The 26,130-nt window shown below is 41.5% G+C and carries 24 protein-coding genes, 1 tRNA gene and 1 other annotated feature; of the genes, 23 read left to right on the top strand and 2 right to left on the bottom strand.

Annotated features, from left to right (window positions below):
* Positions 1 to 3 precede the first annotated feature (3 nt).
* Together MHI11_RS14055 and MHI11_RS14050 are read left to right on the top strand one after the other, a co-directional pair.
* Positions 4 to 528, top strand: coding sequence for a YfcE family phosphodiesterase (locus MHI11_RS14055; RefSeq protein WP_126740787.1), 525 nt, complete (start codon positions 4 to 6; stop codon positions 526 to 528).
* A gap of 120 nt (positions 529 to 648) precedes the next feature.
* Positions 649 to 722 (top strand) — tRNA-Arg (locus MHI11_RS14050).
* A 151-nt stretch (positions 723 to 873) separates the two neighbouring features.
* Here the strand turns inward: MHI11_RS14050 and MHI11_RS14045 are convergent.
* A complete protein-coding gene (locus tag MHI11_RS14045) occupies positions 874 to 1,056 on the bottom strand; it encodes a hypothetical protein (RefSeq protein WP_113767524.1) in 183 nt (60 codons plus the stop codon).
* 234 nt (positions 1,057 to 1,290) lie between these two features.
* Here MHI11_RS14045 and MHI11_RS14040 point away from each other — a divergent pair, with 234 nt between their 5' ends.
* From MHI11_RS14040 to MHI11_RS14000, 9 genes are all read left to right on the top strand, one after another.
* Positions 1,291 to 1,470 (top strand): hypothetical protein, encoded by a 180-nt coding sequence (locus MHI11_RS14040; RefSeq protein ID WP_340961247.1) that lies wholly within the window; start codon positions 1,291 to 1,293, stop codon positions 1,468 to 1,470.
* Positions 1,471 to 1,985: 515 nt separating this feature from the next.
* On the top strand, positions 1,986 to 2,627 hold the full coding sequence (locus MHI11_RS14035; RefSeq protein ID WP_340961246.1) for a DUF4241 domain-containing protein: 642 nt from the start codon (positions 1,986 to 1,988) through the stop codon (positions 2,625 to 2,627).
* A gap of 237 nt (positions 2,628 to 2,864) precedes the next feature.
* Complete coding sequence (locus MHI11_RS14030) at positions 2,865 to 4,181, top strand: Kelch repeat-containing protein (protein WP_340961245.1); 1,317 nt, start codon at positions 2,865 to 2,867, stop codon at positions 4,179 to 4,181.
* Positions 4,182 to 4,434: 253 nt separating this feature from the next.
* The gene (locus MHI11_RS14025; RefSeq protein WP_024427820.1) at positions 4,435 to 4,584 is read left to right on the top strand and encodes a teichoic acid D-Ala incorporation-associated protein DltX; all 150 of its coding nucleotides are present in this window, start codon (positions 4,435 to 4,437) and stop codon (positions 4,582 to 4,584) included.
* Positions 4,585 to 4,598: 14 nt separating this feature from the next.
* Entirely contained in the window at positions 4,599 to 6,104 is a 1,506-nt protein-coding gene (gene dltA, locus MHI11_RS14020; protein ID WP_340961244.1) for a D-alanine--poly(phosphoribitol) ligase subunit DltA, read from the top strand.
* Complete coding sequence (gene dltB, locus MHI11_RS14015) at positions 6,101 to 7,285, top strand: D-alanyl-lipoteichoic acid biosynthesis protein DltB (protein WP_065098549.1); 1,185 nt, start codon at positions 6,101 to 6,103, stop codon at positions 7,283 to 7,285. Before dltA ends, dltB begins: the two co-directional genes overlap by 4 nt.
* Positions 7,286 to 7,306: 21 nt before the next feature.
* The gene (dltC, locus tag MHI11_RS14010; RefSeq protein WP_003216498.1) at positions 7,307 to 7,543 is read left to right on the top strand and encodes a D-alanine--poly(phosphoribitol) ligase subunit 2; all 237 of its coding nucleotides are present in this window, start codon (positions 7,307 to 7,309) and stop codon (positions 7,541 to 7,543) included.
* On the top strand, positions 7,543 to 8,709 hold the full coding sequence (dltD, locus tag MHI11_RS14005; RefSeq protein ID WP_340961243.1) for a D-alanyl-lipoteichoic acid biosynthesis protein DltD: 1,167 nt from the start codon (positions 7,543 to 7,545) through the stop codon (positions 8,707 to 8,709). Before dltC ends, dltD begins: the two co-directional genes overlap by 1 nt.
* 95 nt (positions 8,710 to 8,804) lie before the next feature.
* Positions 8,805 to 9,227: a YkvA family protein gene (locus tag MHI11_RS14000; RefSeq protein WP_044139973.1), complete on the top strand. Its 423-nt coding sequence runs from the start codon at positions 8,805 to 8,807 to the stop codon at positions 9,225 to 9,227.
* Positions 9,228 to 9,310: 83 nt separating this feature from the next.
* Here the strand turns inward: MHI11_RS14000 and MHI11_RS13995 are convergent, their stop codons facing one another.
* A complete protein-coding gene (locus tag MHI11_RS13995; protein WP_340961242.1) occupies positions 9,311 to 10,354 on the bottom strand; it encodes a lactonase family protein in 1,044 nt (347 codons plus the stop codon).
* Between the two features lie 432 nt (positions 10,355 to 10,786).
* On the opposite strand from MHI11_RS13995, the gene ilvE reads away from it, so the two are divergent.
* From ilvE to lonB, 12 genes are all read left to right on the top strand, one after another.
* A complete protein-coding gene (ilvE, locus tag MHI11_RS13990) occupies positions 10,787 to 11,701 on the top strand; it encodes a branched-chain-amino-acid transaminase (protein WP_044139975.1) in 915 nt (304 codons plus the stop codon).
* 8 nt (positions 11,702 to 11,709) lie between these two features.
* Positions 11,710 to 11,956 (top strand) — a binding site (T-box leader).
* Between the two features lie 121 nt (positions 11,957 to 12,077).
* On the top strand, positions 12,078 to 13,802 hold the full coding sequence (gene ilvB / locus MHI11_RS13985; RefSeq protein WP_340961240.1) for an acetolactate synthase large subunit: 1,725 nt from the start codon (positions 12,078 to 12,080) through the stop codon (positions 13,800 to 13,802).
* Positions 13,799 to 14,317: an acetolactate synthase small subunit gene (gene ilvN / locus MHI11_RS13980; RefSeq protein ID WP_340961239.1), complete on the top strand. Its 519-nt coding sequence runs from the start codon at positions 13,799 to 13,801 to the stop codon at positions 14,315 to 14,317. Before ilvB ends, ilvN begins: the two co-directional genes overlap by 4 nt.
* A gap of 18 nt (positions 14,318 to 14,335) precedes the next feature.
* The gene (gene ilvC, locus MHI11_RS13975; protein WP_113767515.1) at positions 14,336 to 15,364 is read left to right on the top strand and encodes a ketol-acid reductoisomerase; all 1,029 of its coding nucleotides are present in this window, start codon (positions 14,336 to 14,338) and stop codon (positions 15,362 to 15,364) included.
* A complete protein-coding gene (locus MHI11_RS13970; RefSeq protein WP_113767514.1) occupies positions 15,351 to 16,904 on the top strand; it encodes a 2-isopropylmalate synthase in 1,554 nt (517 codons plus the stop codon). Before ilvC ends, MHI11_RS13970 begins: the two co-directional genes overlap by 14 nt.
* 18 nt (positions 16,905 to 16,922) lie before the next feature.
* Positions 16,923 to 18,020, top strand: coding sequence for a 3-isopropylmalate dehydrogenase (gene leuB, locus MHI11_RS13965; RefSeq protein WP_044139979.1), 1,098 nt, complete (start codon positions 16,923 to 16,925; stop codon positions 18,018 to 18,020).
* A gap of 40 nt (positions 18,021 to 18,060) precedes the next feature.
* Entirely contained in the window at positions 18,061 to 19,476 is a 1,416-nt protein-coding gene (leuC, locus tag MHI11_RS13960) for a 3-isopropylmalate dehydratase large subunit (protein WP_044139980.1), read from the top strand.
* A gap of 13 nt (positions 19,477 to 19,489) precedes the next feature.
* The gene (leuD, locus tag MHI11_RS13955) at positions 19,490 to 20,089 is read left to right on the top strand and encodes a 3-isopropylmalate dehydratase small subunit (protein WP_044139981.1); all 600 of its coding nucleotides are present in this window, start codon (positions 19,490 to 19,492) and stop codon (positions 20,087 to 20,089) included.
* Positions 20,090 to 20,214: 125 nt separating this feature from the next.
* Positions 20,215 to 21,222: a DNA damage checkpoint antagonist DdcA gene (gene ddcA / locus MHI11_RS13950; protein ID WP_044139982.1), complete on the top strand. Its 1,008-nt coding sequence runs from the start codon at positions 20,215 to 20,217 to the stop codon at positions 21,220 to 21,222.
* A 239-nt stretch (positions 21,223 to 21,461) separates the two neighbouring features.
* Entirely contained in the window at positions 21,462 to 22,736 is a 1,275-nt protein-coding gene (tig, locus tag MHI11_RS13945; protein WP_044139983.1) for a trigger factor, read from the top strand.
* A gap of 251 nt (positions 22,737 to 22,987) precedes the next feature.
* The gene (gene clpX, locus MHI11_RS13940) at positions 22,988 to 24,253 is read left to right on the top strand and encodes an ATP-dependent protease ATP-binding subunit ClpX (RefSeq protein ID WP_044139984.1); all 1,266 of its coding nucleotides are present in this window, start codon (positions 22,988 to 22,990) and stop codon (positions 24,251 to 24,253) included.
* A 136-nt stretch (positions 24,254 to 24,389) separates the two neighbouring features.
* Positions 24,390 to 26,051: an ATP-dependent protease LonB gene (gene lonB / locus MHI11_RS13935; protein ID WP_340961238.1), complete on the top strand. Its 1,662-nt coding sequence runs from the start codon at positions 24,390 to 24,392 to the stop codon at positions 26,049 to 26,051.
* Positions 26,052 to 26,130 lie beyond the last annotated feature (79 nt).

Genomic DNA, 26,130 nt, shown 5'->3' with positions numbered 1-26,130 from the left:
GCCATGAAGATACTCATCATTAGTGACAGTCATGGACTCACAGACGAACTTCAAACCATTGCCAAACGGCATGCGGCTGAAGTCGACATGATGATTCACTGCGGAGATTCAGAACTCGAAACGAACCACCCAGCTCTCGAAGGATACAAAGTCGTCAAAGGAAATTGTGACTTTATGGGCGATTTTGCAGAAGAGCTCCTGCTTTCACTTGATGGAGGCGGAAAACTATTTCTCACTCACGGACATCTGCATGGCATCAAACAATCCTTGCTTCAAGTCTACTACCGTGCAGAAGAGCTAGGCGCAGATATCATCTGCTTTGGCCACTCGCACATCCCAGGCAGTGAGCTGCTAAGAGGTAAACTACTCATTAACCCAGGCAGTGTGCACCTGCCAAGAGTGCGTAAAGAGCGCAGCTACGCTATACTGACACTAGATGGAAGCGAAGCGAACGTACAGTTTTTCACAGACGAAGGTCAGGTCATACAAGACCTCGAAAACACGGTCACATTGGAAGGTATTTCATAAGGGTGCAGCATTTGCCCCTTGTGAAAAAACTTTCGAAAAACCGTTGACTTTAAAGAACAATAGTAATATAATAAATCTTGTCGGTGAGGTACTCACCAACAGAACACTACATAACAACATGTCCCAGTAGCTCAGCTGGATAGAGCAACGCCCTTCTAAGGCGTCGGTCGGGAGTTCGAATCTCTCCTGGGACGTACTAATGTAAAAGCCTGAAACCCTTTATTATCAAGGATTTCAGGCTTTTTTTGTTTTGAAATTTAAGTTTAGCTTTTGCTATAAATTAGAATGTTGAAAGTGTATACAAAAAAAGGGAGCTGCATAAACAACAGTTCCCTAGAGGATGAGTTAATTTTTCTTGTAGTCCTTTATTAAGCTTGAAACAACTAAACCCATAACACTAAAAGCCACAATATAAAATAAAACATTTGTTACAGGTGTATCAATTTTCCCTAAGATCATCACAAGGGCAATAATAGCGCCGGGTAAAGTAATTAATAACATTTTGGATGGTTTACTTTGCTGTGTCACTGAATGACCTCCTGATTGATCCATTATCTAGATATTTTAGTTAATTTTAGCATATAGAGATTATATCAACAATATAAGGGAGGGAAGCAACCCTCTTATAGAGCGAAACAAAGGAAACCCACTTCTGCTTGTGATCGAAATCAATCTAGACTTGCGTATATCTGATTTTGTGGAAATTATTTCAATAGAACCTTTTGTGTAATAAAATGTATATGATGTATACAAAGGGGTGAGATGGCGGTGAAGCATTTTTTAACGGCAATCGTAGTGGCTATCATTGTGGGGATCATTGTTTATGTTGCAGATGATCGTTTAAGTATGTTTCCGTTGATGCTGATTTTAGCGGTTGCGATCTATATCGTAAGCAGGATTAGCGAATCATTGATAAAAAGATATTCCAAAGAAAATAGATAATAATACAGTCCCTCCATTGAAAGGGCGTTTTTTAATGAACCTTCCATTTATATTTAACTAATGAAAAAGACACCGCAAAAGGATAATTAAATATTATTCGTTTTGAGAATGAAGATGAACGTATTGCATATGCAATCATAAAGTTTAGCAGCAAAAGTAGTGTTAAGTAGGATCCTGCATTATCAAATGGGCAGATAGAAAGCGATTTACAGGGGGAATTCTTTTCAGGGTATGGAATTGATATTGGAAATGGATGTTCTATGGATGATCATGCTTTGAAATATATACTTTCTGAACGAAGTCAAAACGGTGAAGATGACATATATGATGAACTTGAAGAGGCATTAGAGTATGAGGATACAAGAAGCTGAGATGAGAATGGTGATGAAGCTTGTCTTGTTACAGATTTTTTATTGACGGATTAAAAGGGAGAAAATAAAACAGAAATAAAAGACAAAACAGAGAAAAATACATAATCTCAAACGTCTCAGAAAAATAATGAAAGGAATGATCCCTTGTACAACATCGATCCAACAAACTTAATTTTTGAAAATGGAGAGAACAAAAGCAGCCCTGAAGGTGATCAATTATTTGCGAAACAGTTAGGCCATATCGAGATCACGAGCGGTCATATCGTTGCATGTGATCCTTTTGTTTCAGAAGGGGACCAGTCTTTTACGAGGAAGGTGGCTCTGGGGAAATATCCTATTCTACTTGTAGTAAAGCGATTAGAAAGTGGTGACGAACGCGTCGCCTATGCAATGATCAAGTTTACAAACGAGCAAGCAATAGAATGGGAGCTTGCCACACGAGCAGGGCAGGAGCTCAAACATCTAAAAGAAAACGAGTTTTTCGGTTACGGTGTGAATACGGGAATGGGTTGTTTCATGGATGCGGAGGCAGCACTATATTTACAAGCTTATGAGGATAAGCGATATAAAGAGGACAATGATTTTTATTTTTATGAGGAATTTGCAGAAGCGCTTGAGCAAAACTACAAGCACACATGGGACTGGCTCGTCGCCCGTTTTCATGACAAGGTGGACATTGCCATGTATACAACAGGCTTCGGTGACGGGATGTATCCAAGCTTTTGGGGGCTAGATCAAAACGGAGAGCCCGCTTGCCTTGTGACGGATTTTTTAATAATGGACTGAGAAGAAACCCATGAATCATGGGTTTTTTTGATGGAGATATAGAAAAATATGAGTAATGCCTGCAATTAATTAACATAAATATGAAATAATTCTAATGCGGAAGTCTAATTTTAGAAATTTATAGGCGCATTGGGGAGACGGTAAGTAAATAAATATATATAAGTAACAAAAACATGGAAAAAATAAATAACTATCCTTCAATTTGTTATGTAAACAAATTGAAGGAGTGTGTTTATCTTGAAAAAATGGTTTTTTATTTTCATTTTATTAATTTCTGCATTAATTTATCCATTACAATCAATAAAAGCAGAAAAGGCAGATATTCTTGAATGGGAAAAACGAGCAGAATTGCCAGCTGCAAGAGTAGGAGCTGTAAGCGAAGTATATGATGGGAAAATCTATGTAATAGGTGGAATAGGTTCAGGTAAAGCCAATTCTAATACTACTTATGTATATGATCCGAAGTTAGATAAATGGTCAGAAAAAGCTAGTATGAAAACAGGCCGTATGGGTGCTGCTAGTGTTATTGTAGGGGATCATATATATGTAATGGGTGGGAGAACAGATCAAGGGTTTTCAAATAGCGTAGAAGTTTATAACATCAAAATGGATAAATGGGAAGAGGCAGAAGACCTCCCATTTGAATTGAAAATATCTGCTTTCGATTTATACGCAGGTGCTATAGATAATAAAATCTATGTTTTGGGTTATAATAAACCGTTAAAGCACGAGAATTACAGCAGTAACACGTATAGTTACGATATAAAAACAAAAGAATGGACAAAGAAGAAAAAATTTGAAAAAGACGCTCCTGCTGGAAATGCTGTAGTTATAAAAAATAAACTCTATGTTTTATCTGGACAAGCAACGTTTGAATATGATCCATCAATAGATCAGTGGACAAGTGTAGGGTCTGGGGGAATTGGGCGTTATTATAGTGCATTAAATTTTGAAGATTATATTATAAGAACAGGTGGAGTTTCTAAAGTTACACTCTATGATAAGCAAACTAAGACATCAAGAACTGTCCCTAATTCTTCTGCTCCTTATCGTATGGGGCATGTATCCGCCATTATTGATGATACACTTTATGTAATTGGAGGTATTCCACAGAGTAATGATGCTCCTAACTACGCTAGGGACGATTTCAAATCTAATTTATCTATTTCATTAAAAAGTCTTAAAAACAGTGACACTACAGCTCCTCCAGGTGACAAAGACCCGGATCCAGCAACACCACCAAAAGACGATTCAACTAATCCAGGCGACAAAGACTCAGATCCAGCAACACCACCAAAAGACGGTGCAACCGATGAAGACGGCGATGCCCTTCTCATCATCACAATGGTCAATGGCTTGCAAAAAGAGTATGACCTCTCCATGAAAGAAGTCAACGCTTTCCTATCCTGGTACAAGAAGCGTGATGCCGGAGAAGGACCAGGGGTTTATGAAATTGATGAGCATGACAACAATAAAGGTCCCTTTGAAAGTAAAAAGGATTATGTGGTGTTCAAAAACATTCTCATGTTCGAAGTCAATAAATATAAGAAGTAATTGAAATCAAAGCCATCTAGGCAAACTAGGTGGCTTTTGTGTTTATTCGACAGCTTTCACCAATTTTAAGGCAAATTTAAGCTCGGATTTCATTTCAAATACATTAAATCTTTGTTACAATAAGACAGCTTTGCGCAAAAGTGGCGTTCAAAGGTTCGACAGCTTTTTTATCATTTCTTAAAAATTTTATGTTTTGATATGAAACTCTTTGAATGATTCATGCGTCTCTATAAGTGTCAAAAGAAAAGAGGTTATCAATATGCTATTCAAAAAACTATCAGAAAATAAGTCTGTAAAATGGATAGGATATACAAGCTTTTACTTACTTATTTTACTATTATTGTTCTTTATTTACGGATTCCATACAGCAAATACGGGATCATTCATTTACAACGATTTTTAATTGGAGATTAAACTATGAAACTATTACACACGATTCATGAATACCAACAAACGAAACCAACACAGCCAGCATTTGTTTCTCAACAGGCTTCGATCACATATGATGAGCTTTGGCATCTATCAGACCAAATGGCTGGTGCGATCGATGCAGTCGCAAAAGGCAGTGCACCTGTCATTGTATACGGTCATATGGAGCCAGAGATGCTCATTTCTTTCTTAGGCAGTGTGAAATCAGGTAGACCATACATTCCGGTCGACATCTCAATCCCTGCAGAGCGTATCGTCTCAATTATTGAAAGCTCAAAAGCCAGTCTGTTGATTTGTGCAAATGAGCAGAATGTACTGGATGTAGAAGAACATATTGAGGTGAAAAGTGCGGCATCGCTTTTAGCTCTTGAAAAAGAAGCACCGCCATCCACGCAGTGGGTTCAACAGGATGATGTTTTTTACATCATTTATACGTCTGGCAGTACCGGAAAACCGAAAGGCGTTCAGGTAACAGCCAATAATTTAGAAAGCTTTACAGAATGGATGTGCCGAGACTTCCCAATTGGTGAGGGACGCACGTTCTTAAACCAAGCACCCTTTTCTTTTGACTTATCAGTGATGGATTTGTATCCAGCGCTTCAATCAGGCGGCACGCTTTACTGTTTAGTGAAAGATCTAGTGAATAAGCCGAAGGATATGTTTGCAGCACTTGGTCAATCTGACGTTGAAGTGTGGACATCAACACCTTCCTTTGTGCAAATGTGCTTAATGGACCCTTCCTTTACAGGGGAGCTTTTACCAGAGCTGAAAGTTTTCATGTTCTGCGGAGAGGCACTTCCTGTATCTGTAGCAAGTGCACTCCTTGAGCGTTTTCCAAAAGCGCAGATCTTTAATACGTATGGTCCGACTGAAGCAACTGTTGCGATCACATCGATTGAAGTCACGCAAGCCATTCTTGATCAGCACGATTCTTTACCAGTCGGCTATGCCAAACCGGATACAGATATCGTCATTTTAGATGAAGAAGGCAAGACCCTTCCTGATGGTGAAAAAGGGGAAATTGTCATCGTGGGGCCAAGCGTCACGAGAGGCTACTTAGGTGAACAAGCCTTAACGGATAAAGTGTTCTTTGAATACGAAGGGCGCCCTGCTTACCGCACAGGTGATGCAGGTGTGGCGCAGGATGGTTTGATTACGTGCCACGGTCGTCTGGACTATCAAATTAAGCTGCACGGATACCGAATGGAGCTTGAAGAAATTGAATATCATGTGAGCGAGACAACGTATGTCAATGCTTGTGTGATTGTGCCGTTCCAGCCAAACGGTCATGTGGAGTACTTAATTGCAGCCATTGTTCCAGCAGCACATTCTTTTGAAAAAGATTATCAGCTGACAAGTGCAATTAAGAAAGAAATGGCGGATTCACTGCCTGCGTACATGATTCCAAGAAAGTTTATCTATCTTGAGCAGCTGTACATGACGCCAAACGGGAAGGTTGACCGTAAAAGAATCGCGAAAGAGGTTCTTCTATGATTCCGTTTAGTTCATTCTTTTTCTTCATTCTAATTGCTGTTCTTCTTTTGCCGACGATCATTCTTGGTCTTCGCGGCAAAAGAATGCAGGGCTACAACATGTTTGCAACGGTTGTGGCACTCGCGCTTATTTTCTCAAAGGATGCACATGGCGCGCTGCTGCTCTTCTTGTTTACAGTGTGGCAAGTCTTGATCATCCGCTTGTACCTTTCGTACCGGTTGAAAGCAAATCAAGCGTCTGTCTTCTATATGGCAGTGGTGGCATCGATTTTGCCGCTTGTACTATCAAAGGTTTTACCGTTCTTTTTAACTCATCAGCCGCATCAACCGCCGCCAATGAACTGGCTGAGCTTTTTAGGGATCTCGTACTTAACATTTAAAGGTGTTCAGTTAATCATCGAGACAAGAGACGGCTTGATTAAGAAGAAAATTCCGATTCACCGTTTGGTCTATTTCATTGTCTTTTTCCCGACGATTTCATCAGGTCCGATTGATCGTTACCGCCGGTTTGAAAAGGATATGGATACGCCGCCTGAAAAGGAAGCGTACAGTGATCTTCTATACGCCGGTATGCATAAAATTTTTATCGGCTTCTTATATAAGTTCATTATTGGTTATCTGATTCACACGTATATTCTGATGAATATTCATCACATTAGCAGCAGTCACTTTGTTCAACAGTTAACGTATATGTACGCATACAGTATGTATTTGTTCTTTGACTTTGCTGGCTATACAGCATTTGCTGTTGGTGTGAGTTATATGATGGGCATTAAATCACCAGAAAACTTTAACAAACCGTTTATCAGCCGGAACATTAAAGACTTCTGGAATCGCTGGCACATGTCCTTGTCCTTCTGGTTCAGAGACTACGTGTTTATGAGATTTGTGTTCTTTATGACAAAAAAGAAGTGGATCAAGAACCGTATGGCTGTATCAAATATTGGGTACTTTGTCCTCTTTCTATTGATGGGTGCTTGGCATGGTCTCGCACTTCAATATATTATTTACGGACTATATCACGCAGTTGTGATGTCCGGTTACAATTTATTCGAGAAATGGAATAAAAAACACAAGTGGTGGCCGGATAATAAGGTCACAATGGTTGTGTCGATCATTATTACATTCCATGTGATTTGTTTCGGATTTTATATTTTTTCAGGAAAACCATTTCATCATTAATGATTAAGGGAGTAGAAAATTATGGAATTTAAAAATCAAGTATACGGTATTATTGCAGAGGTTTGTCAGGACGACGTTGTGAAAGAAAATCCAGAGATTGCAATTTTTGACGAGGGTCTTCTCGATTCATTTGGTACAGTAGAACTGCTTATGGCCATCGAAAGTCAACTTGGAATTACTGTTCCGATTACAGAGTTTGATCGTGATGTGTGGGATACACCGAATCACATTGCTGAGCAGCTGGCAGAGATGAAGTAATGAAAAAGCGTTTTTTTGGGCCGCTTATTTTAGCGGCTGTTCTATTCATTGGTGTTCTTCTTGTACCAAATGCATGGCTCTCACATCTGATCCCAAAAGACAAATTACAAAAGTCAGCCACAGAATTAGATCCGGGGATGTTCCAAGGGCTATATTTACAAGATGAAATGCTAAAAGATCCAACTTATTTGCCGATCTATGGATCTTCTGAACTATCACGTTTTGATCCATATCACCCTTCGAATTTCTTTCATGAGAACCCTCAAGGGTTTACACCTTATCTTATTGGAAAAGGTGGATCGCAATCATTAATTCATGCGATGAACTTTGCTGCTCATATGGATGAGTTAAAAGGGAAGAAGCTTGTATTTATCGTGTCCCCGCAGTGGTTTGTAAAATGGGGATCTGACGAAAATCACTTTGCACCGAACTATTCAGCGCTTCAAGCGCTGAATCTCGCTTATAATAAAGAAATTGATCCAACTGTGAAAAAAGAACTGATCAAGAGAATCATGACGTTTAAAGCAGTTAAGAACGACATGGTCATCACAGAGCTTTTTAAAGCAGAGCTTTCTGGGAACAAATTCGCTTATGGCGCGATTTCTCCTATTGCAAAAATGTATTATGGCATGCTTCAAAAGAAAGACATGTACTATGCAATTGGATCGGGGCATGAACGTAAGCTTCAACCGTCTCCGTCAGTCAAAGGAAAAACATGGACTGAGCTTGAAAAAGAAGCGAGCGTTTTTGGTGCGAAAAGAGCAGGGGACAACCCGTTTTATATTAATCAAAAACTGTTTGAGCGCAAGCTGAAACCGATTATGAAAAAGATGAAAGATTCTCGTGAAGACCACTCTTATGCGGAATCACCAGAATACAAAGATTTTCAAATCATGCTGGATATTTTAAAACAGGCAGGTGCAAAGCCTTTGTTTGTGACGATTCCTGTCAACGGAAAATGGTATGATTATACCGGTTTTCCAAAAGAGGGACGTACAGAGTATTATGAGAAAATCAATCGTCAAATACGTGAGAACGGGTATGAAGTCGCAGATTTGACTAAGCATGAGTATGATCCTTACTTCTTTAAAGATACGATTCACGTGTCTTATAAAGGATGGGTGTACATCGATAAGGCAATCGAAAAGTTTTACAAAGAGCAGTAGAATGCAGCAGCTTTCTGCTGCTTTTTGTTTGTCGAATCGGCGGATATCTTGTATAAAGAAGGGAAAAGGGCTATGCTGTAAATGGAGGCGATATGATGAATCGTTCTGAGAAAAAGGAACTATTAAAGCGTTCGAAAAAGCATTTTAATGATCATGCCTTTTGGAAAAAGTTAAAAAAGACGGCACAAAAAGCTGGTGTCTCTCTTGTCTATGCTGTGCTATTACTTTACTATACATTGCAAAAACCTGAAGTACCTGTCAAAGCGAAGACCCTTATTATTGGGGCGCTTGGATACTTTATCCTTCCAATTGACCTCATTCCTGATACATTGATTGGTGTCGGCTATACAGATGATTTAGGAGCGATCACATTTGCTCTGCTCCAAGTAGCGATGTACATTGATGATGATGTGAAAGGTAGAGCGAGGGACAGGCTGTCAAAATGGTTCGGTGAAAAAACCGATACGTCTCTGATTGATCAAAAACTTGAAGATGGCGGGATGCCGTCTACACACTGAAAAGAAGACAAAGGGCTAAAATCAAGATCATTTTAGCCCTTTGTCAACAATATGAAGCCTCCACAGTTGGAGGCTTTTTTTCATTACCCTAAAAATTTCACGCAAACTGGATGAGGGACTGAGATGTCTGATTGTAAGACAGTAAGTCGTCCTGTTTCTTTGTCGCGTTTGTATAACACTAGGTTGCTAGATTCTTGGTTTGAACCGACGAGGAATTCTTCAGTTGGATCAAGCACAAAGTCTCTAGGCCAGTTTCCTTCAGATGAAGCAATCTCGACAAGACTTAATTGGCCGTCAGCGTCTGCTTTAAAAATCGCAATGCTGTCATGTCCGCGATTTACTGCATAAACAAATTGGCCGTCTGAAGAGACGTGAATGGCACTGCCTTGATTGTTCTCTGTAAAGTCATTTGGAATGGTTGCGATCGTTTGGATCTCTTCGAAATGACCATCTTCAAAGTAACGAAGCACAATCACCTCTGAGCTTAGCTCTGTCATCACATATGCCACAGGTTTCGTTGGATGGAATGTGATATGACGAGGCCCGGTGCCTGGTTTTGTTTCAAATGTATGAGCTAGCTCAAGTTTGCCGTCTTCTTTCTTATACGTATAAATGCCATCTGTCCCAAGGTCAACAGCCACTGCAAATTGTTCATCTGGTGTCAGACCCATAAAGTGAGTGTGCGGTTTTTCCTGACGATCTTCATTAGGGCCAGTTCCTTCATGCTGCGCCTGTGACAGCGTGCGGATTACTGAGCCATTTTCAGCATCGATTTCATACATCTCTGCTGTTCCTTTATGATAGTTTGCTGTAAAAGCTGTTTTTGTTTGACTGTCCACGCTGACGTGACAAGGAGAAGCGCCTTCGGCAAGTTCTTGGTTGATGAAACGAAGTGTGCCGGTTTCTGCATCGATTTGATAAGCAGCTACGCCGCCCTGTGATCCTTCTTTCACAACAGCATACACAAATTTTTGAGAATCTGAGACGGTTAAATATGTAGGATTTTCAAGTTCAGCAGCTACTTCTACTTTCTCAATCTGCTGTTTGTCTGTATTTAATGTAAAAGTATAAATGCCTTTACTGTCTCCCTTTGTATACGTTCCGATATAACCTCTGATGTTAGCCATGTATTGCCCTCCTTCTATAAGATGCTCTCATTCTATCATAAATTCATAGGAAAACGCTTTAGAAAGGCATGACGAAAGAAAATCAAAAGCGTTGGAATCTACCAGTATACATTAAAAAAGATGTGAAAAAATATGACAAACGTTTTCTCAAATGAAAAGCGTTCAGGTAAAGTAAATAAATTGAAGAAAAAATACAAAAAATTTTAAGTTTTTTCATTCCTTGTCTAGCAAAGGTGTAAGCGTATACATTTAATTTTGATTAGTCTAAATTGTCTAATAATTTTAAAAATGCTGTTGACACTGTATGGAAAGCGGCGTAAGATGGGTTCAACAAAAGCTAAACAAACACGCAGAGCAAGCGAGAGACGTTTCAATATAAAATGTCTGAAAATTCAACTACTTTTTGTTTGAAAGAGAGGGTGCTCACTGAAAATGGAAGACCAAAAGGAACAGTGGATCTTTTTAAACGATGAACTCGTGAAAAAAGAGGATGCGAAAATTTCAGTTTATGATCATGGCTTCTTATACGGTGACGGTGTGTTCGAAGGGATACGCGTGTATAACGGAAATATCTTTCGAATGAAAGAACATTTAGACCGCCTGTATGATTCCGCCAGATCGATTATGCTGAACATTCCATATTCACTTGAGGAACTCACGGAAAAAATGATTCATACAGTTGAAAGGAACGGCCTAAAGGATGCCTATATCCGTCTTGTTGTCTCAAGAGGAGCTGGTGATCTTGGTTTAGATCCAAACAACTGCGGGAGAGCCAACACAGTGATCATTGTAGAGCCGCTGGCCATCTTTCCAAAGCACCTATATGAAACAGGGATTGACATTGTGACGGTACCGACGAGACGAAATCGTCCCGATGTACTGAGTCCAAAAGTGAAATCATTAAATTATTTGAATAACATCCTTGTCCGAATCGAAGCCCATATGGCCGGTGTGAGTGAAGCGCTGATGCTGAACGATCAAGGGTACGTGGCAGAAGGTTCTGCAGACAATGTGTTTATTTATAAAAAAGGTAAGCTCTATACACCGCCAGGTTATATCGGCGCTCTTGAAGGCATCACAAGAAATGCCATCATGGAGATTGCAGAAGACTTAGGCTACGAAGTGAAAGAAGAACCATTCACAAGGCACGATGTGTATACAGCAGAAGAAGCTTTTCTAACAGGAACCGCAGCCGAAGTGATCGCCGTTGTAAAGGTTGACGGCCGTACAATCGGTGAAGGAAAACCTGGGATCCACACAAACAAACTTCTTGAACAATTCCGCAAGCGAGTAGTTGAAGAGGGAGAAAAAGTCGTTTTTACAGATGAAAACATTCACGCAAGCTAAATAGATATCGATAAACGTTGAAGAGGACTAGTAGTTTTAGAGTCAGTATCTACAGAGAGCCGGTGGTAGCTGGAAACCGGTGTTACTTTCTAAAATGAACTCACCTCTGAGTGTCTGCTTGAATTGATAGTAGGGCAGACCGAGTGACATTGCTCACTCGTTACCAAAATGGATGAAAGATGTCCATGAGACGGCAGCAGATGTTGCCGTGAACAAGGGTGGTACCGCGAAAAACAAAGCTTTTTCGCCCCTTTGACCTAGTGAAAAGTAGTGTCATTGTGGGGTGAGAAGGCTTTTTTATATGGTTAAAATCACGATCTTGAATAGAAAAGGGTGAAAAAACTTGACTGAAGCAAGACAAAGAGGAGGAAAACAAATGGGGACAAATGTACAAGTGGAGACGGAAACATCTAAAGCACCACAAACGATGAACGGTGCACTCATGCTAATTGAAGCACTTAAAAGAGAAAAAGTAGAAGTCATTTTCGGATATCCAGGCGGAGCGGTTTTACCGATCTACGATAAAATTTATGATTCTGGTTTATTTCATGTCCTGCCAAGACATGAACAGGGAGCGATTCATGCGGCAGAAGGATACGCTAGAGTATCTGGCAAGCCGGGTGTTGTCATTGCAACATCAGGACCTGGAGCGACAAACCTTGTCACAGGAATTGCAGATGCAATGATTGATTCACTTCCTCTTGTTGTCTTCACAGGACAGGTGGCAACCTCAGTTATTGGATCAGACGCTTTCCAGGAAGCAGATGTGCTCGGCATCACAATGCCTATCACAAAGCACAGCTATCAGGTGAGAAATCCAGAGGAATTACCAGGTGTCATTAAAGAAGCGTTCCACATCGCAACGACAGGGAGACCTGGTCCAGTCTTGATTGATATTCCAAAAGATGTGGCAGGTATTGAAGGAACGTTTGAATACGATCAGCCAATCGATTTACCTGGTTATCAGCCAAAAGTGGAGCCGAACTATTTGCAAATTCGCAAATTAGTAGAAGCTGTCAGTAGAGCGAAGAAACCGGTCATTCTAGCAGGAGCTGGCGTTCTTCATGGCAAAGCATCTGAAGAATTAAGGCAGTATGTAGAGCATCAGCAAATCCCAGTCGCTCATACACTGCTAGGACTTGGCGGCTTTCCGGCAAAGCATCCTCTTTTCCTAGGGATGGCTGGTATGCATGGCACATATGCGGCGAACATGGCTCTTCATCAATGTGATTTGCTCATTTCAATCGGTGCGAGATTCGATGACAGGGTAACTGGCAATCTCAATCACTTTGCGAAACATGCGAAGGTAGCACATATCGATATCGACCCAGCAGAAATTGGCAAGAACATTCATACTCATATCCCGGTTGTTGGAGACAGTAAGCTAGTCCTTGAAGAGTTGATTAAGCAAGACGGGAAGCAAGGGGAGTCAGACGAATGGAAAAACCAACTAGATCAGTGGAAGGAAGAATATCCACTCTGGTACGTTGAAAACGAAGCAGAGGGCTTTAAACCTCAAAAGCTGATTGAATACATTCATCAATTCACAAAAGGTGAAGCCATTGTGGCAACTGATGTTGGACAGCATCAAATGTGGGCAGCGCAGTTCTACCCGTTTGAAAATGCAGATAAGTGGGTCACATCTGGCGGCCTCGGTACGATGGGCTTCGGTTTACCGGCAGCCATTGGCGCTCAGCTAGCTGATCAAGAGGCAACGGTTGTCGCGATTTTAGGAGACGGAGGTTTCCAAATGACCTTGCAAGAACTTGCCGTTATCCGTGAGCTGAACCTTCCAGTGAAAGTGATTGTTCTAAATAATCACAGCCTTGGAATGGTAAGACAATGGCAAGAAATTTTCTACGAAGAACGCTACTCATATTCTAAATTTTCAGAGCAGCCAGACTTCGTTAAATTATCTGAAGCTTATGGCATTAAAGGAATCAGAATCTCATCAGACGAAGAGGCGAAAGAAAAGCTTGAAGAAGCGCTAACCTCTAGAGAGCCTGTTTTCATCGATGTCAATGTAGCGAGAGATGAAAAAGTATTCCCGATGGTAGCACCGGGGAAAGGACTTCATGAGATGGTGGGGGTGAAACCTTGAAAAGAATTATTGTGTTGACTGTATTAAATCGATCAGGCGTACTGAACCGAATCACTGGCCTTTTTACCAAACGACACTACAACATTGAAAGCATTACGGTCGGCCATTCTGAGATTCAAGATGTATCACGCATCACGTTCGTCGTCCATGTAGACCAAGAGAAAGACATCGAACAGCTGACAAAACAGTTGAACAAACAAATTGATGTTCTCAAAGTAACAGACATTACAAACCAATCAATCGTCCAGCGAGAGCTGGCTTTGATAAAAGTCGTTTCTGCACCAGCATCTAGAATGGAGATCACAGGGGTCATTGAACCGTTTAGAGCTTCTATTGTAGATGTGAGCAGAGAGAGTGTCGTCATTCAGGTGACAGGTGAGTCTTCAAAAATTGAAGCACTCATTGAATTACTTAAGCCATACGGCATTAAAAAAGTCGCCAGAACTGGCACCACGGCCTTTGCGAGAGATAATCAGCAAAAGCCGCAACAAAATAAAACAATTTCAATTGTCTAAACAAAAGGAGAGAGTCAAATGGTAAAAGTATATTATAACGGTGATATTCAAGAAAACGTATTAAATGGTCAAAAGGTTGCCATCATTGGATATGGATCACAAGGTCATGCACATGCATTGAACTTAAAAGAGAGCGGCGTAGATGTCATCGTCGGCGTGAGAAAAGGCGGATCTTATACAAAAGCACAAGAAGACGGCCATCAAGTATTCACAGTAAAAGAAGCGACAGCACAAGCAGATGTCGTGATGGTACTACTACCAGATGAGCAGCAAAAGAAAGTATATGACGAAGAAATCAAAGATCAATTAGAAGCAGGCAACTCACTTGTTTTCGCACACGGATTCAACGTTCACTTCCATCAAATTGTTCCTCCTAGTGACGTAGATGTGTATCTTGTGGCTCCAAAAGGTCCAGGACATCTTGTGAGAAGAACATATGAGCAAGGCGCTGGTGTACCTGCATTATTTGCTATCTATCAAGATGTATCTGGTCAAGCGAAAGACAAAGCACTTGCTTATGCAAAAGCCATCGGTGGAGCAAGAGCGGGCGTTCTTGAAACAACATTTAAAGAAGAAACGGAAACGGATCTATTCGGTGAGCAAGCAGTCCTTTGCGGGGGTCTTACTTCACTAGTGAAAGCAGGATTTGAAACATTAACAGAAGCAGGTTATCAGCCAGAGCTTGCATACTTCGAGTGTCTACATGAACTGAAACTGATCGTTGACCTTATGTACGAAGAAGGATTAGAAGGCATGAGATATTCAATCTCTGATACAGCACAATGGGGTGACTTCGTATCAGGACCGCGCGTTGTGGATGCAAACGTAAAAGAATCGATGAAAGCTGTCTTGACTGATATCCAAAACGGAACATTTGCAAAAGAATGGATTGTTGAAAACCAAGTGAATCGTCCACGTTTCAATGCGATCAATGCTAATGAAAATGAGCACCAAATTGAAATCGTCGGAAGAAAGCTTCGTGAAATGATGCCTTTCGTCAAACAAGGAAAGAAAAAGGAAGCGGTGAGCGTCGGTGCGGAAAATTAATTTTTTTGACACAACACTTCGAGATGGAGAACAATCACCAGGAGTGAACTTAAATGCACAAGAAAAGCTAATCATTGCAAAGCAGCTTGAGCGCCTTGGGGTTAATATCATTGAAGCGGGTTTTCCCGCTTCATCCCGAGGGGATTTCTTAGGCGTACAAGAAATTGCTAGAACGATCAAAAACTGTTCAGTTGCTGGTCTTGCGAGATGCGTAAAAGGTGACATTGATGCTGCATGGGAAGCATTAAAAGATGGAGTGGAACCAAGAATTCATATCTTTATTGCTACTTCTGATATTCACTTGGAGCATAAACTAAAGAAAACACGTGAAGAAGTCGTAGAACAGGCTGTCTCCATGGTGAAATACGCGAAAGAACGTTTTCCAGTTGTCCAGTGGTCAGCAGAAGATGCGTGCCGTACAGATCTTGCTTTCTTAGCAGAAATTGTAGAGAAGGTCATCGACGCTGGAGCGAGTGTCATTAACTTGCCAGATACAGTTGGATATCTAGCGCCAAAAGAGTATGGCAATATTTTTAAATATATGAAGGAACACGTTCCAAATATCGACCGCGTCAACTTGTCTGCTCACTGTCATGATGATCTAGGAATGGCTGTAGCAAACTCACTTGCAGCCATTGAAAATGGAGCAAATCAAATTGAAACAGCTGTTAACGGAATTGGAGAACGTGCAGGAAATGCCGCATTAGAAGAAATTGCAGTCGCTCTTCATATTCGAAAAGACTTCTACAAGGTCGAATCAACGATTCAATTGAATGAAATTAAGCGTACAAGTGATGTAGTGAGCAAATACTCAGGCATGATTGTACCGCGTAATAAAGCAGTCGTTGGTAACAACGCTTTTGCACATGAATCAGGTATTCACCAAGATGGTTTCCTCAAAGAAAAAACAACCTATGAAATCATTTCTCCAGAGCTTGTCGGTGTGACAACAGACGTACTTGTCCTTGGGAAACACTCCGGAAGACATGCGTTTAAAGACCGTATGAAAACGCTAGGTTTTAAACTAACAGAAGAAGAAATCAATAAGTTCTTCGAAACCTTCAAGAACTTGACGGAGAAGAAAAAAGAAATCACTGATGATGATTTGATCTCTATTATATTAGAAGAAAAAGTAGCAGACCGAAAAATTGGCTACGAATTTGAAAGTCTTCAAGTGCACTATGGGACAGAACAAATGCCAACAGCAACGGTCTCTCTGAAAAATCAAGAAACGCAGGAAGTCATTCAAGAAGCAGCTACAGGCGCAGGCAGTGTAGAAGCTGTGTACAACACGCTGGAGCGCTGTATGGAGGAAAGAATTCATTTGCTAGACTACCGTATTCAATCAAATGGAAAAGGCAGAGATGCACTAGCCGAAGTATATGTGACTGTTTCAATAGAAGGAAAAGAAACAGCAGGACGCGGTGTGGCGCAAGATGTGCTGGAAGCATCAGCGAAAGCCTACGTCAATGCAGTAAACAGGCATTTAATCTTTAAATCAAATCTCATTGAAATTGAGAAACATCACGCGATCTCATAGGAAAGGAGGTAGGTCCTCATGAAAAAGAAAATTGCACTTTTGCCCGGCGATGGAATCGGACCGGAAGTTGTGACATCAGCGGTCGCTGTCCTCAAAGAGACAGCGGCTCAATTTAGGCACGAATTCGAATTCGAAACGGCGCTCATTGGTGGTATCGCAATAGATGAAAAAAACAATCCACTCCCAACAGAAACGGTTGATGTATGTAAGAGCGCTGATGCGATTTTATTAGGAGCAGTCGGCGGACCAAAATGGGATCAAAACCCACCAGAGCTTCGTCCGGAAAAAGGCTTGCTCGCCATTCGTAAACAATTGGACTTATTTGCCAACATCCGTCCTGTTAAAGTGTTCGATAGCTTAAGCGAGGCGTCACCGCTAAAACAGGATCACATTAACGGAGTCGATTTTGTCATCGTTCGTGAATTAACAGGCGGGCTCTATTTTGGTGAACCAAGCGAGCGCTACACAGATGAAGAAGGAAAAGAAGCTGCGGTTGATACGCTTCTTTATACAAAGGAAGAGATTGTCCGTGTACTAAAAGAAGCATTCGACATGGCGTTAACGAGACGGAAAAAAGTAACGTCTGTGGATAAAGCGAATGTTCTGGCTTCTAGTAAACTATGGCGGGATGCGGTAGAAGAAGTGGCTTCTCAATATCCAGACGTTGAATTTGAGCACATGCTCGTTGATAATGCCGCCATGCAGCTGATTTATAAGCCTGCACAATTTGATGTCATTGTGACAGAGAATATGTTTGGTGACATTTTAAGTGACGAGGCTTCAATGATTACTGGATCACTCGGTATGCTGCCATCTGCTAGTCTATCAAGCACCGGCCTCCATTTATATGAGCCGATTCATGGATCAGCACCCGATATTGCGGGGCAAAACGTCGCAAACCCTCTGGCAACTATTTTGTCGGCAGCAAGCTTGCTTAGAACATCCTTTGCGTTAGAAGAAGAAGCGGCTGCCATAGAAGAAGCTGTGGAAGTTGTTCTTGCCTCTGGCAAAAGAACAAAGGATTTATCGACAAAAGAGGGAACGTATCAAACAACTGAAGACATCACTCATGCAGTTGTAGACGCACTTAAGCAGCGCGTGAAAACAATTGTATAAATAGAATCTTGTGGAATTAGGTAGAGGGAGGAAAAGGGTTATGCCTCGAACAATCATCGAAAAAATATGGGATCAGCACGTTGTCAAAAGCGGCGAGGGGAAACCAGACCTTTTGTATATTGATCTGCACTTGGTGCATGAAGTCACATCGCCTCAAGCGTTTGAAGGATTAAGACAAAAAGGGCGCAAGGTGAGAAGACCTCAAAATACGTTTGCAACAATGGATCACAACATCCCGACTGTGAATCGATTTGTGATCAAAGATGAGGTTGCGAAGAAGCAAGTGAGTGCTCTAGAGCGTAACTGTGCTGAATTTGGTGTCCGTCTAGCTGACCTTCACAGTGTAGACCAAGGAATTGTCCATGTCGTTGGACCAGAGCTTGGTTTGACACTTCCAGGAAAAACAATCGTTTGCGGAGATAGTCATACATCCACTCATGGCGCATTTGGCGCACTTGCTTTTGGAATCGGTACAAGTGAGGTTGAACATGTACTTTCCACACAAACACTTTGGCAGCAGCGTCCGAAAACATTAGAAATTAGAGTAGACGGAAAGCTACAAAAAGGGGTAACGGCCAAAGATGTCATTTTAGCAGTCATTGGTGCGCATGGCGTGAAGTTCGGATCAGGTTATGTCATTGAATACACTGGGGAAGTATTCAGAAACATGACGATGGATGAACGTATGACCGTTTGTAATATGTCGATTGAAGCAGGCGCAAGAGCAGGATTGATTGCACCTGATGAAGTCACCTTTGAATATTGCCGCGGCCGCAAATATGCACCGCAGGGAGAAGACTTCGAAGCAGCGATTAAAGAATGGGAAGAACTTAAAACAGATCCGGGTGCAACCTATGATAAAACGATTGTTTTAGATGGGAATGAGATTTCACCAATGGTCACATGGGGAATTAACCCAGGAATGGTGCTGCCTGTAGATGCATCCATCCCAGGACCTGAAGATTTTGCGCAAGAGGATGACCAAAAAGAAGCGATTCGTGCGTACGAATACATGGGTGTTCATCCGCATCAGCGTATTGAAGATATTACGATTGAGCATGTGTTTATTGGCTCATGTACGAACTCAAGAATGACTGACTTACGCCAAGCAGCTTCTATGATAGAAGGACAAAAGGTAGCTGAACATGTCAGAGCGATTGTCGTGCCTGGCTCTCAAAGCGTCAAATTGCAAGCAGAAGAAGAAGGTCTTCATGAAATCTTCCTTGAAGCAGGATTTGAATGGAGAGAATCTGGCTGCAGTATGTGTCTAAGCATGAATAACGATGTGGTACCAGAAGGCGAACGCTGCGCATCCACATCAAACCGTAACTTTGAGGGTCGTCAAGGAAAAGGTGCGAGAACGCATCTTGTCAGCCCGGCAATGGCTGCAATGGCTGCAATACATGGCCGATTTGTCGATGTCAGGAAGTTTAATCAAGAGAAAACAGTCGTGTAAGGAGTTGTCATAAATGGAGCCTTTAGTCACACACAAAGGAAAAGCCGCTGTGCTTAACCGTATCAACGTAGATACAGATCAAATTATTCCGAAGCAATTTTTAAAAAGAATTGAACGAACAGGTTATGGCCGGTTTGCCTTTTTCGACTGGCGGTATTTAGCTGATGGCAGCCTAAATCCTGATTTCGAACTGAATCAGCCAATTTATGAAGGTTCATCCATTTTGATCGCAGGAGAAAACTTTGGCTGCGGATCATCAAGGGAACATGCCCCTTGGGCACTTGATGATTATGGTTTCAAAATTGTCATCGCACCATCATTCGCAGATATTTTTCACCAAAACTGTTTTAAAAATGGGATGCTTCCGATTCGTCTTGATTATGATGTGTGGAAAACATTCGCTGCGTCATATGAGAACAAAGGGTATGAGATGACGGTTGATCTTGAAAAACAGCAAATAGAAGATCACGAAGGGAATATCACTCCTTTTGATGTGGATCCTCACTGGAGAGAAATGCTCCTGAATGGCTATGATGAGATCTCATTAACTTTACTACTAGAAGATGACATTCAAGCATTTGAAGATAAGCGCAGCAACTGGCTGCGTGCGTAAACAACAAGAAGCCGTCCACCCGAGGTGTGACGGCTTCTTTTTTGCATGAAAACCTCTCGTTACTTGTGTTTACTAACCTTCGTTGGTAAACTGATAAAAAATATGCGCCCGAAAGGAAAGTAAGCATGAAACATGACAAGAAGAAAGATAATGTCATTTTGTTTCCTGGTCTGAAAGAAAGACTGATTGAAAAAGGAATGGCAGCATTAAAAGATAAACAGTATCAAGAGGCGCTTCACTTGTTTTCAGAAGCAAAATCTTATGATGACGATGAAGAATCCGATATTCATCTCGGTATGGCGATTTGTTTTCTGGAGCTGGGCGAGCTGCAGGATGCAAAACGTGTGTGTGAAAAGATGCTGAATGAGGGATATGGTCATTACTTCACCGTGCTTCAAGTGTATATGACAATCTTAATTCAGCTGAAAGAATATGAAGAAGTGAAGCAGACAATTGAGGCAGTACTTGAGGAAAACCACCTTCCAGCAGAAAGCGCAGAGCATTTTTACAAACTGCTCGAATTTAGTAGAAAAATGATCGAATCGCCTGAACAGATTTTAGATGAAGACGATGATGACTGCGGCGAAATCAATATAGATGATATGCTCGAGCGGCCAGAAGAGCAGGTGCAGTTCATCCATTCGCTGAAAGACCGAAACATTACGCCGCATATGGGTCTATTAAATACGATCCTACAAAAGCCTGATGGAAACCCTTTGGTCAAATCATTGATCCTGCAGCTCCTGTCAGATCATGATGTGGCAAAGCCGGTTCATGTGACGAAGTTCGGTGATTCGTTAACGCTTATTCCTTCTGAGGCTGTCAAGCCAGAGCAAATGCCGCTGCTTCAGCAAGTTCTTCGTAAGCTCGATGACACACTCGGCAATGAGAACCCAACCCTTTATCAAGGCGTGGAAGAGTTATGGCGCCGGCACTTATTTGTGCTATATCCATTTCTTCCTAAATACACAGATCCGAATCTTTGGGCAGCAGCACTTCATAAAGTCGGCTATGAAATGCATGGGATCGAGATTGACCTCGAAGAATTACATCTATTGTATGAATTTGATGAACGAGAGCTGAGAGAAGCTTGCACAATGCTGAAAGATATTGAAGAAATTTCTTATTTGTAATTTGTCGATTTAGTTGAAAGACGGACTTGTTATGTTATAATATAATGGTTGTATTTGTGCATATATCGTGCAGTTGTCGATTCCAATGGTTGAAAGACGATATGTATAATCAAGTCAAATGTTGTATACATAATACCGCTTCTTTAGCGGCGTGCGTGGTTTTTAATTGGACGAAGTCTTTATGATGCTTTAGAATGTAACAACGCACAATCTGAATAGATTTTTGGAGGGAAACACACATGTCAGTAAAATGGGAAAAACAAGAAGGTAACGAAGGCATCTTAACGGTAGAAGTTGATGCTGAAACATTTAACAAAGCACTTGATGATGCGTTTAAGAAAGTTGTTAAGCAAGTATCGATCCCTGGATTCCGTAAAGGGAAAGTACCACGTGGTCTTTTCGAACAGCGTTTTGGTGTAGAATCTCTTTATCAAGATGCATTAGATATTCTTCTTCCAGTTGAGTATCCAAAAGCAATCGACGAAGCTGGTATCGAGCCAGTTGACCGCCCTGAAATCGATGTTGAGAAAATCGAAAAAGGCGAAAGCTTAATCTTCACTGCAAAAGTAACAGTGAAGCCTGAAGTGAAACTTGGTGACTACAAAGGTCTTAACGTAGAAAAAGACGACGCTACTGTCACTGATGAAGATGTACAAGAAGAGTTAAAAGGCATGCAAAACCGTCAAGCTGAGCTTGTTGTCAAAGAAGAAGGCGCAATCGAAAACGGCGATACAGTTGTTCTTGATTTCGAAGGATTCGTTGATGGAGAAGCATTCGAAGGCGGAAAAGCTGAGAACTACTCTCTTGAAGTAGGTTCTAATTCATTCATCCCTGGTTTTGAAGAGCAGTTAGTTGGTCTTGAAACTGGAGCTGAAAAAGACGTAGAAGTCACTTTCCCAGAAGAATACCATGCTGAAGACCTTGCAGGTAAACCAGCTGTATTCAAAGTGAAAATTCACGAAATCAAAGCAAAAGAACTTCCAGCACTTGACGATGAGTTCGCGAAAGATGTTGATGAAGAAGTAGAAACTCTTGCTGAACTAACTGAAAAAACAAAGAAACGTCTTGAAGAAGCGAAAGAAAACGAAGCAGAAGGTAAACTTCGTGAAGAGCTAGTTGAGAAAGCTTCTGAAAATGCGGAAGCTGACATCCCACAAGCGATGGTTGACACAGAGCTAGACCGTATGATGAAAGAATTCGAACAACGCCTTCAAATGCAAGGAATGAACCTTGAGCTTTACTTCCAATTCTCAGGACAAGATGAAAATGCGCTGAAAGAGCAAATGAAAGAAGATGCTGCTAAACGCGTAAAATCTAACCTAACACTTGAAGCGATTGCTGCTGCAGAAAACTTACAAGTGTCTGATGAAGAAGTAGAAGAAGAGCTTTCAAAAATGGCTGAAGCATACAACATGCCAATTGAAAATATCAAACAAGCGATCGGATCTACTGACGCAATGAAAGAAGATTTAAAAGTTCGTAAAGCAATTGATTTTCTTGTAGAAAACCGTTAATATGGTGCATAATAATAAAACAGGGCGCGAGTGACTCGTGCCTTGTTTTGTACAATTTTTGACTTATCATCGCTTCTTTTGGAAACGATAGTGTAAGTCGCATCTTTCTGTTATACATATCTCGATGTGCAGTGTTAGAAACACATCATTACCGTCTTTTAGGAAAGTATGGTAAAATGCATACATACTGGACCCAGAAAGGTAGCTGACTGTTAGCTACAGGCAAGTGAAGAAGAATAAGGGGTGAAAGAATGTTTAAATTCAACGAGGAAAAAGGTCAATTAAAATGCTCGTTTTGCGGAAAAACGCAAGATCAAGTGCGTAAACTGGTCGCAGGACCTGGCGTATATATATGTGATGAATGTATCGAGCTTTGCACGGAAATAGTTGAAGAAGAGCTCGGCACTGAGGAAGAAGTTGAATTCAAGGATGTTCCGAAGCCTCATGAAGTTCGGGAGATTCTTGATGAATATGTCATCGGCCAAGAAAATGCGAAGAAATCCTTAGCTGTAGCGGTTTATAATCACTACAAACGGATCAATTCCAACAGCAAGATTGATGATGTTGAGCTTTCGAAAAGTAATATCTCTATGATTGGGCCAACAGGAAGCGGTAAAACATTACTTGCTCAAACGCTTGCTCGTATTTTAAATGTGCCATTTGCGATTGCAGATGCAACATCACTAACTGAAGCAGGTTATGTTGGTGAAGACGTAGAGAATATTTTACTAAAGCTGATCCAAGCAGCCGATTATGATGTAGAAAAAGCGGAAAAAGGCATTATCTACATCGATGAGATCGATAAAGTAGCAAGAAAATCAGAAAACCCTTCTATCACTCGTGATGTATCTGGGGAAGGTGTTCAGCAAGCACTATTGAAAATTCTTGAAGGAACTGTCGCTAGTGTACCGCCTCAAGGTGGACGTAAGCATCCTCATCAAGAATTCATTCAAATCGATACCACAAATATCCTCTTTATTTGTGGTGGAGCCTTTGACGGCATTGAGCAAATCATCAAACGCCGCCTTGGTCAAAAAGTCATTGGATTCGGTGCGGAAAATAAAATCGAAGATCTTGAAAAAGAAGTTCTTCTATCAAAAGTACTCCCAGAAGACTTGCTTCGCTTCGGTTTAATCCCAGAATTCATCGGTCGTCTACCGGTTATTGCAAGCCTAGAGCCGTTAGATGAAAAAGCACTTGTAGAGATCTTGACGAAGCCTAAAAATGCACTCGTTAAGCAGTATACAAAAATGCTTGAGCTTGATGATGTAGAGCTAGAATTTGAAGAAGATGCTCTTAGCGAAATTGCGAAAAAAGCAATTGAGCGTAAAACAGGAGCTCGTGGTCTACGTTCAATCATTGAAGGCATCATGCTTGATGTGATGTTTGACCTTCCGTCACGTGATGATATTGAAAAATGTGTCATCACTGGTGCAACAGTTGCTGATGGCGAGTCGCCGCGTCTTGTGTTAAAGGACGGCACAGTTGTCAATAAAGATACGAAAACATCTGCATAAGAGTAGTCTCACTCCTGAATCTTTTTGATTCAGGAGTTTTTTATTTATCGATGAAGTTGTGTTTATTCCGTCCAGCTCTAGGAAATACTAGCAGACAGAAACCAATACATACGAAAGATAAAGGAGGGAGCACCGATTGAGCTGGACAGGAATCGTACTATTCATACAGCTGTTCTTTGGTATCGTCATCGGGCTGTACTTTTGGAACTTACTGCGAAATCAGCGCACACAAAAGGTGACGATAGACAAAGAGTCAAAGAAAGAAATGGAAGCACTCAGAAAGATGCGATCAATCAAGCTGAGTGAACCTTTATCAGAGAGAGTCCGGCCAAAGGGGTTTCAGGATATTGTAGGGCAGGAAGACGGCATTCGTGCACTAAAAGCGGCACTATGTGGGCCGAACCCACAGCATGTCATCGTCTACGGACCACCGGGAGTCGGTAAAACAGCCGCTGCCCGTCTTGTGATGGAAGAAGCAAAGCGTCACGCTGATTCACCGTTTAAAAAAGATGCGGTCTTTGTAGAGCTCGATGCCACAACCGCGAGATTCGATGAACGAGGCATTGCAGACCCGCTTATAGGTTCAGTGCATGACCCAATTTACCAAGGGGCAGGGGCAATGGGACAGGCAGGCATTCCGCAGCCAAAACAAGGAGCCGTCACACATGCTCATGGCGGGGTTCTGTTTATCGATGAAATTGGCGAGATGCATCCGATCCAAATGAACAAAATGCTCAAAGTGCTGGAAGATCGAAAAGTCTTTTTAGACAGTGCCTACTACAGTGAAGAAAATACCCAAATCCCGAATCACATTCATGATATTTTCCAAAATGGACTTCCGGCTGATTTTCGATTGATTGGTGCCACGACAAGAACACCTGACGAAATTCCACCAGCGATCCGGTCAAGATGTCTGGAAATCTTCTTTAAAGACCTTGACCAGCATGATCTGAAAATCGTCGCTGCCAAGGCTGTCCAAAAAATTCAAAAGGAATTAAGTGATGAAGGGCTGAACCTGTTAACCTCCTATGTGAAAAATGGACGTGAAGCGGTCAACATGGTGCAGATTGCCGCTGGCATGGCGGTCACGGAAAACCGAAAAGACATCACAATCGAAGATGTGGAATGGGTCATTCATTCGAGCCAGCTGACACCAAGATATGAACAAAAAGTACCGGAAAAGCCAAAAGTGGGGGTAGTCAATGGACTGGCCGTTTATGGACCAAACAGCGGTGCCTTGCTTGAGATTGAAGTGAACATCTGTAAGGCGCTTGAAAAAGGCAGTATCAACATTACAGGCATTGCAGAAGAAGAAAGCATTGGCAATCAATCGAAATCCATTAGACGAAAAAGTATGGCCAAAGGGTCAGTCGAAAATGTATTAACTGTGCTACGAAATTTAGGTATTCGGACAAATGAATATGACATTCATATTAATTTTCCAGGCGGTGCCCCTATTGATGGGCCGTCTGCTGGGATTGCCATGGCGACCGCAATCTTCTCAGCCATACATCAAATCCCGATTGATCATCTAACAGCCATGACGGGTGAAATTGGATTGCAAGGTCAGGTGAAGCCGATCGGTGGTGTGATACCGAAGATTAAGGCAGCGAAGCAGGCTGGTGCCACAACCGTCATTATTCCTTATGACAACCAACAGTCAATCTTAAAAGAGATTGAAGGGGTCACCATTGTGCCTGTGAAGCACTTCCAAGAAGTGCTGGATCAGTGTCTGGTTAACCCGCCAGACGAGAAGAATGATGGACTAGAAGACGAAATGAAAAGAAAATCTGTTTAATCCCCATCACATATGGGGATTTTTTAGTGAAATAGATCTTTTTTTCTTTTTCAAGATAAAAAGAAAGGGTATACTACGG

This window comes from Bacillus sp. FSL K6-3312, assembly GCF_038007485.1.
Taxonomy (GTDB): Bacteria; Bacillota; Bacilli; order Bacillales; family Bacillaceae; genus Bacillus; species Bacillus pumilus.
Note: the sequence above shows the minus strand (reverse complement) of the source record. Positions and strands in the feature narration are given on the sequence as shown.